This window comes from Sedimentibacter sp. B4, from assembly GCF_000309315.1.
GTDB classification, from domain to species: domain Bacteria; phylum Bacillota; class Clostridia; order Tissierellales; family Sedimentibacteraceae; genus Sedimentibacter; species Sedimentibacter saalensis.
In genome coordinates, this window is the sequence record NZ_CANG01000846.1 from 1 (window position 1) to 221 (window position 221).

Consider the following 221-nt stretch of genomic DNA (forward strand, 5'->3'; position numbering starts at 1 on the left):
GGTCAGGACCGGCCCGCCAACGGGATGGTCACCCTGGTGATCCACTGTCGTCCCTCCCTGCGCGTCTCCATCGTTCCGCCCACCGTTGCGAGCCTCTCGGTGGCGCCGAGCAGGCCCATCGACCCGCTGCCGGAGCCGGAGTCGCGCCCGGTCGACCCGACCTCGTTGATGAACGCCAGATCGACCGCGTTCTCGTCGATGCTCGCCACCAGTGTGCACGG

At 69.7% G+C, this 221-nt stretch carries 1 pseudogene; it reads right to left on the bottom strand.

Annotated elements, in window-relative coordinates:
- Positions 1-2 precede the first annotated feature (2 nt).
- Positions 3-221: pseudogene (locus BN358_RS27060) on the bottom strand (hypothetical protein); the annotation flags it as partial.